This window comes from Kitasatospora sp. NPDC059648 (genome assembly GCF_042734825.1).
Taxonomy (GTDB): Bacteria; Actinomycetota; Actinomycetes; order Streptomycetales; family Streptomycetaceae; genus Kitasatospora.
Map to the genome: position 1 here is coordinate 199,018 of NZ_JBHWDU010000004.1, position 7,513 is coordinate 206,530.

Annotated in this window: 6 protein-coding genes and 2 pseudogenes; 5 read left to right on the top strand and 3 right to left on the bottom strand. The window is 75.0% G+C overall.

Features of this window, described 5'->3' with window-relative positions; genetic code table 11:
• Positions 1 to 86: 86 nt before the first annotated feature.
• The 3 genes and pseudogenes from ACFV1W_RS04865 to ACFV1W_RS04875 all read left to right on the top strand — a co-directional run bounded on the left by ACFV1W_RS04865 (position 87) and on the right by ACFV1W_RS04875 (position 3,302).
• Positions 87 to 1,390 (top strand): annotated as a pseudogene (locus ACFV1W_RS04865) (DUF692 domain-containing protein).
• Positions 1,391 to 1,418: 28 nt separating this feature from the next.
• A complete protein-coding gene (locus ACFV1W_RS04870) occupies positions 1,419 to 2,450 on the top strand; it encodes a TIGR04222 domain-containing membrane protein (protein ID WP_380413137.1) in 1,032 nt (343 codons plus the stop codon).
• 69 nt (positions 2,451 to 2,519) lie between these two features.
• Positions 2,520 to 3,302, top strand: coding sequence for a TIGR04222 domain-containing membrane protein (locus tag ACFV1W_RS04875; protein ID WP_380413139.1), 783 nt, complete (start codon positions 2,520 to 2,522; stop codon positions 3,300 to 3,302).
• 79 nt (positions 3,303 to 3,381) lie between these two features.
• Here ACFV1W_RS04875 and hemQ read toward each other — a convergent pair whose 3' ends face one another.
• The 3 genes and pseudogenes from hemQ to ACFV1W_RS04890 all read right to left on the bottom strand — a co-directional run.
• On the bottom strand, positions 3,382 to 4,107 hold the full coding sequence (gene hemQ, locus ACFV1W_RS04880) for a hydrogen peroxide-dependent heme synthase (protein WP_380413141.1): 726 nt from the start codon (positions 4,105 to 4,107) through the stop codon (positions 3,382 to 3,384).
• Complete coding sequence (gene hemG, locus ACFV1W_RS04885) at positions 4,104 to 5,534, bottom strand: protoporphyrinogen oxidase (RefSeq protein WP_380413142.1); 1,431 nt, start codon at positions 5,532 to 5,534, stop codon at positions 4,104 to 4,106. The genes hemQ and hemG overlap by 4 nt, the downstream gene beginning before the upstream one ends.
• Positions 5,535 to 5,568: 34 nt before the next feature.
• Positions 5,569 to 5,869 (bottom strand): annotated as a pseudogene (locus ACFV1W_RS04890) (Uma2 family endonuclease); the annotation flags it as partial.
• Between the two features lie 32 nt (positions 5,870 to 5,901).
• Between ACFV1W_RS04890 and ACFV1W_RS04895 the strand changes: the two are divergent.
• Positions 5,902 to 6,348: a DUF523 domain-containing protein gene (locus ACFV1W_RS04895; RefSeq protein WP_380413144.1), complete on the top strand. Its 447-nt coding sequence runs from the start codon at positions 5,902 to 5,904 to the stop codon at positions 6,346 to 6,348.
• Positions 6,349 to 6,467: 119 nt separating this feature from the next.
• Positions 6,468 to 7,421 (top strand): DUF4349 domain-containing protein, encoded by a 954-nt coding sequence (locus ACFV1W_RS04900; RefSeq protein ID WP_380413145.1) that lies wholly within the window; start codon positions 6,468 to 6,470, stop codon positions 7,419 to 7,421.
• The last annotated feature ends 92 nt before the right edge of the window (positions 7,422 to 7,513 follow it).

The following is a 7,513-nucleotide window of genomic DNA, read 5'->3' on the forward strand; positions in this document are numbered from 1 at the left end:
TCAGCAACACGGCCGCGCGGTCCTGGCGACGACGCCCGCACCGCCCGACGGCCTCCCCACCCAGCCCTCCGAAGGGGGCGAAACCGATGACTTCCCCTGCCTCCGCGCCCCGACCCGGAACTGGGCCTGGAACCGGGACCGCGCTCGGCGTCGGCCTCGGCTGGCGCAGCGAGATCGACACCGTGGTCGAGCGCCAACCCGGCCTGGACTGGGTCGAGGTGGTCGCCGAGAACGTCTGCCCCGACCACCTGCCCACCTCGCTCACCGTGCTGCGCGAGCGCGGCGTCACCGTCGTCCCGCACGGCGTCGGCCTCGGCCTCGGCGGCGCCGGGGTGCCCGATCCCGAGCGGCTCGGCATGCTCGCCGAGACGGCGCTCGCCCTCGGCTCCCCACTGGTCACCGAGCACCTGGCCTTCGTCCGGGCCGGCGGCCTGGAGGCCGGGCACCTGCTGCCCGTGCCCCGCACCCGGGACTCGCTGCGGGTGATCGCCGAGAACGTCCGGATCGCCCAGGACCAGCTGCCGGTGCCGCTCGCCCTGGAGAACATCGCCACCCGACTCGCTTGGCCGGAAGACGAGTTCACCGAGGGTGAGTTCCTCGCCGAACTGGTCGCGCGGACCGGCGTCCGACTGCTGGTCGACGTCGCCAACCTGCACACCAACCGGGTCAACCTCGGCATCGACCCGGCCGCCGAACTCGACCACCTGCCGCTGGAGGCCCTCGCCTACGTGCACGTCGCCGGCGGCACCCTGGTCGACGGCGTGTGGCACGACACCCACGCCCACCCCGTCACCGAACCGGTGCTGGAGGTCCTGGCCGAACTCTGCGCGCGGGTCGCACCGCCCGGCGTCCTGCTGGAACGGGACGCCGCCTTCCCGCCGCCCTCCGAGCTGGCCGGTGAACTGGACGCCATCCGCCGGGTGCTGGAGGGGAGCACCCCGCGATGAACGACCTGGACCACGGCGAGCGCACCACCGGCATCGCCCGGGAGCGCCTGGCCCGGCGGCAGGAGGAGCTGCTGGCCGCCCTGGTGGCCGGCGGGTCCGTCCCGCCCGGCTTCGACCCGGACCAGGTCCGCGCCCAGTCCACCGGCCTCGCCGCCAAGCGGCGCGACACCACCGCGAAGATCGTCCCCGACCTGCCCCGCCTGCTCGGCTCGCAGTACGGGCCGCTCTTCCTCGACTACGCCCGCACCCACCCGCAGACCGGCGGCTACCGTGCCGACGCCCGGGCCTTCGCCGCGTGGGTGCTCACCGACGGCGGCCCGCCCGCCGACGACCACCGCCGCGCCCTGGAGCCGTGGCTCCGGCAGGCGCCGGAGCAGGCCGAGCGGGGCGAACGGCCATCCGGCCCGCTCGCCCGCCTGGCCCGGGCCCTGCGCGGCCGCTGACCCAATCCACACCTCGGGGGAACCGCCCATGTGGCACAACAGCTACTTCTTCGTCCCTGCCGTCCTGCTGGCCGCGGCCGGCCTGTACGCGGCCCGGACCCACCAGCGGGTCCGGCACGTCCCGCACCCGAAGGGCCTGCCCGGCCGGGGGCTGCCGTTGCTGGACACCGCCTTCCTGGCCGGCGGCCCCGGCCGGGTCGTCGACACCGCGCTGGTCCGGATGCACCTCGCCGAGCAGATCGTGATCAACCGCGCCGGCCTGGTCACCCTCACCGGCGCCAAGCCGTACGACGCCGTCGACCAGGCGGTCCACGACGCCGTCGGCGCCGCCGGCAGCCGCGAACTCGGCGCCCTGCGCCGGACGGTGATGCGCTCCGCCGCCGTCGAGGAGATCGGCGACCGGCTCGCCGACCGCGGCCTGATGCGCCGCCCCGAGCGGCTGCAGCGGGCCCGCACCGCCCGCCGGCTGCTCTGGCTCGCGATGCTCGACGTCGTGGTATTCGCCGTGCTCGCCCTGCTGCTCGACGACCACGAGGCCCTCCACGAGCGTCCCGACCTCCTGATCCCGGGCTTCCTGCTGCTCCTCGGCGCCGTCACCCTGGCCGCCACTTCCCCGGCCAAGGGCCGGATCACCCCCGCCGGGCAGCGCCAGCTCACCCTGATGCAGGGCGGCACCCCGTGGACGCCCAGCTCGGGCGTCTCGCCCCGGCTGACGGGCGGCGCGATGCTGGGTGCGGTCGCGCTCGGCGGGCTGGCCGCGGCAGCGCTGGACGACCAGGAGCTGGTGGCCGCGATGCTGGCCGCGGCGGCCGAGGAGGAGGCGGTGCGACAGGCCCAGGCGTCCTCGTCCGCGTCGTCGTCCTCCTCGTCCTCATCCTGGTCGGGCGGCTACTCCTGCGGCGCCGCCGACTCCGGCTCCACCCACCACCACTCCTGCGGCTCCTCGCACCACTCCTCGTGCGGCTCCTCGCACTCCAGCAGCTGCGGCTCCTCCTCCAGCTGCGGCTCCTCGTCGTCCAGTTGCGGTTCGAGCTGCGGGAGCAGCTGCGGCGGATCCTGACGTCACAGTTCGGTATCGCGGCCCGGCAAGCCGTTCCCCGCACGACGGCCCCAGGCATACAACAAGCCCATGTGGTTGCTGTTCCTGATACCGGCCTGTGTCACGGCGGTGCTCTCCTGCCTCCGGCTGGTGCGGATGACCGCCACCGCCGACGCCCTCGCCGACCAGGACCGGCTGCGCCCGCCGGAGGCCGTCGGCATTGGGCTCTACGAGACGGCCTACCTGGCCGGCGGCCCGGACCGGGTGGTGGAACTCGCCCTCGTCCTGATGGCCGGCCGCGGCCGGCTGCACCTCGCGCACACCGGGTGGACCACCGTGGTCGACCCCAAGGGCCGCAGCCGCCTGGAACGTGCCGTCGTCGCCACCGTCGGCCCCGACGGCCAGTGCCGTACGGACGAGCTGCGCCGGGCGATGGCCGAGCACCCCACCGTGCTGGAGATCGGCGCCCGCCTGGCGCTGGCCGGCCTGGCCACCCCGGCCCTGGTCCAGCGCAACACCGTCGTGGTGGTCCGCCAGGTGCGGCACGCGATGCTGCTGACCCTGGTGCTGCTCGCCGCCTCACTGTCCGTCAGCGGCTTCTCCGGCGGTGACACCGTCGCCCCGCTCGCCTGGTTCTCGCTGCCGCTGGTGCTCACCGCGGGCACCCTGCTGATGGCCCGGGTGGACGTCTACCCGTACACCCGCTGGGCCTCGCCGATCGGCCAGGAGGTGCTGCGCGAGGTCCGACCGGCCCGTCAGCACGGCCTCGCCGACGACGAGGAGCGCGAACTGCTCACCGCCGTCGCCATGAACGGCCCCGCCGTCCTCCCCGACGCCCGCCTGCGCGCCGCCCTGCGCCCCCACCGGGGCTGAGCTCCCCGGGAACCACCGGAGGCCGGCTCCCCCGTCCGAGCAGCGGGGGGAGCCGGCCTCCGTACGGGCGCGGGTGGGATCAGACCAGGCCGTTCAGCAGCTCGCTCACCGGCTTGCGGCGGCCGGTGAAGAACGGCACCTCCTCGCGGACGTGCATCCGGGCCCGGGAGGCGCGCAGGTCGCGCATCAGGTCGACGATGCGGTGCAGCTCGTCCGCCTCGAAGGCGAGCAGCCACTCGTAGTCGCCGAGCGCGAAGGAGGCCACCGTGTTGGCCCGCACGTCCGGGTAGCCGCGGGCCTGCATGCCGTGCTCGGCCAGCATCGCGCGCCGGTCCTCGTCGGGCAGCAGGTACCAGTCGTACGAGCGGACGAACGGGTACACGCAGACGTAGTCGCGCGCGCGCTCGTCGGCGAGGAACGCCGGGATGTGCGACTTGTTGAACTCGGCAGGGCGGTGCAGGGCCATGTTCGACCAGACCGGCTCCAGCTGGCGGCCCAGGCCGGTGCGGCGGAAGCGGTTGTACGCCTCCTGGAGGTCGTCCGAGTCCTCGGCGTGCCACCAGACCAGGATGTCGGCGTCCGCCCGCAGCCCGGACACGTCGTACGTGCCGCGGACCGTCACGTCCTTGGCGGCGAGCTGGGCGAACAGCTCGTCCACCTCGGCGGCGAGGGCCGTGCGGTCCTCGGGCAGCGCGCCCTTGAGCTTGAACACCGACCACATGGTGTAGCGGATGACCTGGTTCAGGTCGCGCGCCTTCTTCTTCTCGGGCTGCTGCTCCGGCTCCCGCTCAACGCTCTCAGTCATGCGCCCATTGTCCTCTCCGTGGAACCTTCCCCGGTCGCCGGGGTCAACAGTTTGTCGACGGCCGCCGCCGCGGCGGCCGCCGAGGCGATGCAGGCCGGGATCCCCACCCCGTCGTAGGCGGCGCCGCACAGCGCCAGCGCCCCCACCGCCTCCGCCGCCGCCCGCACCCGGGCCACCCGGTCCAGGTGGCCCACCGGGTACTGCGGCAGGCCGGCCGTGAACCGCGACACGAAGGTGTCGTACGGCCGGGCGGTCAGACCGATCGCCTCCTCCAGGTCCGCCAGCGAGCGGGCCACCAGCTCCTCGTCCGGCAGCTCCAGCACCTCGTCCTCGCGGTGGCGGCCCAGCGAGGTGCGCAGCAGGAACGCGTCCGGGGCGGAGCGCTCCAGCCAGCCCCACTTGTTGGAGGAGAAGGTCGAGGCCTTGATCCGGCGGCCGTCCACCGGCGGCACCAGGAAGCCGCTGCCGGCGGGCGGCTCGGGCAGGTCGGCACGGCGGAACGCCAGGGTCACCAGTGCCATGCCGGCGTACTCGACGGTGTCCAGTTCGACGGCCGCCGCCGGGGCGTCCGCGCGCAGCAGCCGGGCCGCGGCCGGCGCCGGGACGGCCAGCACCACGGCGTCCGCGGTCAGCACCTCGCCACCGGCCACCACCCGCCAGCCCTCGGGGGTGCGGCGCAGCTCCTCCACCGGGGTGTCGGTGCGCAGGTCCACGCCCGCCTCGACGCAGGCCGCGGCGACCGCCTCCGGCAGGGTGCCGAGGCCGCCCCGCAAGCCCTGGAACACCGGGGTGCCGACCACCTGCGGCCGGGAGGCCAGCTCGTGCACCCCCTCGACCAGCGAGCCGCCGCCCCGGGCGATCGGCAGCAGCTGCGGCACGGCGGCGCGCAGCGAGATCTCGTCGGCGCGCCCGGCGTAGACGCCGCCCAGCAGCGGCTCGACCAGCCGGTCCACCACCTCGCGGCCCAGCCGGTCGGCGACGTAGCGGCCGATCGCAACGTCCGTCCCGACATCGGTGGTCCGCTCGCTGCGGGCGCGCTCCAGGCCCTCGGCGGTGAGCACCCCGGAAGCGGCCAGCGCCTCCAGGTCACCGGGGACGCCCATCACCTGCCCGCCGGGCAGCGGCCGCAGCGCGCCACGGGTCCAGATCGCCGCCTTCGCGGTGGTCGGCGGCTCCAGCTCCTCCCCCAGCCCGACCGCCCGCGCCAGCTCCACGGCCTCCGGCCGCCGCGCCAGCACCGACTCGGCCCCGAGGTCCACCCGGACCCCGCCGACCTCTCCGCCCCACAGCTTCCCGCCGACCCGCCCGGACGCCTCCAGCACCGTCACCCGCGCCCGCGCCGAGCCCCCGGCCGCCCCGCTCAGGAAGGCAGCCGCTGCCAGCCCCGCGATCCCACCACCGACGACGACGACCTGTGCATCCGACATGCTTCGCAGTCTCGCAGGTCTTTACGCGGAACCCTCAATCCGCTGCACGACCGCTGTTGGGCACCAGCCCGTCCAGGTCGATCTCGATCGGGAAAGGCACCCGGCGTTCGAGCCTGCCCCGGAAGACCCCAGCTGGGGCATAGGAAGAGGTCGCGTGCTCCAGCTCGAAGACGTGCGCCACCGGCAGGCCGTCCTCCTCCTCGACGATCCAGTAGTGGGGGATGCCGGCCTCGGCGTACTTGCGAAGCTTGACCGTACGGTCGCGGTGCACTGACTCCGGGGAGACGACCTCGACGACGAGGGCCAACCTCATCGGGAGTGAACTGGGTGCGATCGGTGCGATGAGCTGCAGCTTAGGGTGTGTGCCATGGAACCGATCGTGGTGAGCGCCTGTCTGGCCGGGGTGCCCTGCCGGTACGACGGGCGGGCGAAGACCTCTGCGGACGCCGTGCGGCTGGTGGAGGAGGGGCGGGCGGTCGTGGTCTGCCCGGAGGGGGCGGGCGGGTTGCCGACGCCGCGGCCGGCGGCGGAGATCGTGGGCGGGGACGGGGCGGACGTGCTGGACGGGCGGGCGCGGGTGGTGGACGCGACCGGGGCCGACTGCACCGCGGAGTTCCTGGCCGGGGCCCGGGCGGCGCTGGCGGCGGCGCAGGGGGCGGGGGCGCGGCGGGCGGTGCTGATGGCGCGCAGCCCGTCCTGCGGATGCGGGCAGGTGTACGACGGGACGTTCTCCGGGGAGCTGCGGCCCGGGGACGGGGTGACGGCGGCGCTGCTGCGGCGGGCCGGGATCGAGGTCACCGCCGGTCAGGCCTGAGCCCGTGGCCGTCCCGCCGCCGAGCTGTGACGGACTCGCGATCTCCCGGGCTGGTCCGCGCGACCGGCTCTCCCGTCCAATGGTGAGGAATGCCAACGGACTTGGGGAGGGGCCCGGGAATGGGACGACAGGCGAAGGCCGGAGCGCTGGGGGCGGCGGTGGCCGCGGCGCTGCTGCTGGTCGGGGGTTGCAGCGCGGGCGGAGCGGGGGATTCGGCGAGGAACGACTCGGCCGCGGCAACGGCGAAACAGGCCGGTCAGGGCGGCGGGGCGGCCGCGCCGGCTCCGGCGAACGCCCAGGCCTCCGGTGCCCCGGCGGCGTCCGGGGTGTCTCCGGTCGCCGACACCCGACTGATCTCGTACACCGCACAGCTCACCCTGCGCACCAAGGACGTTTCGCAAGTGCTGGCCAAGGCGCGGGACTTGACCAGCACCTCGGGCGGCTACGTGGGCGGCGAGTCGGTCAGCGGCAGCGGCACGGACGAGTCCGGCCAGCTGACGCTCAGGATCCCGTCCGCCGCCTACCAGCGGACACTGGACCAGCTGGCTGCCCTGGGCGAGGTGGTGTCCCGCAAGAGCCAGGCGGACGACCTGACCCAGCAGGTCGCGGACGTGGCGAGCCGGGTGCAGACCCAGCAGGCGAGCGTGGACCGGGTGCGCGCACTGATGGCGGAGGCCAAGACGCTGAGCGACATCACCTCGCTGGAGGGCGAGTTGAGCCGCCGCGAGGCGGACCTGGAGTCGCTGCAGAAGCAGCAGAAGGAGCTGGCCGCCCGGACCTCGTACTCCACCGTGACCCTGGACGTCCGCCGCGACGCCGTGGCACCCGCGCCGACCGCGACGCCGCAGGAGGAGCAGGGTTTCGGCGATTCGGTCGGTTCCGCGCTCGGCGGCGGCTGGCACGTGCTGCTGACAATCGTGCGGGCACTGGCGGTGGCGCTGGCCGCGCTGGCGCCGTTCCTGCTGGTGCTGGGCGTCCCGGCGGCGCTGGTCCACCGGTACTGGCGCCGGACCCGCTCCCACCCCGGCGCTCCCGCCGCCCCCGGTGACGCCGGCGAGGCCGACGAGGAGTGACCCGCACGTCGGGTGGCGGGGCCCCCGCGCCCGGGGGCCCGCCCCCGCGGGACGTCAGCGCGTGGGCCACCGCGGTGTGGGCCTAAGCGCGT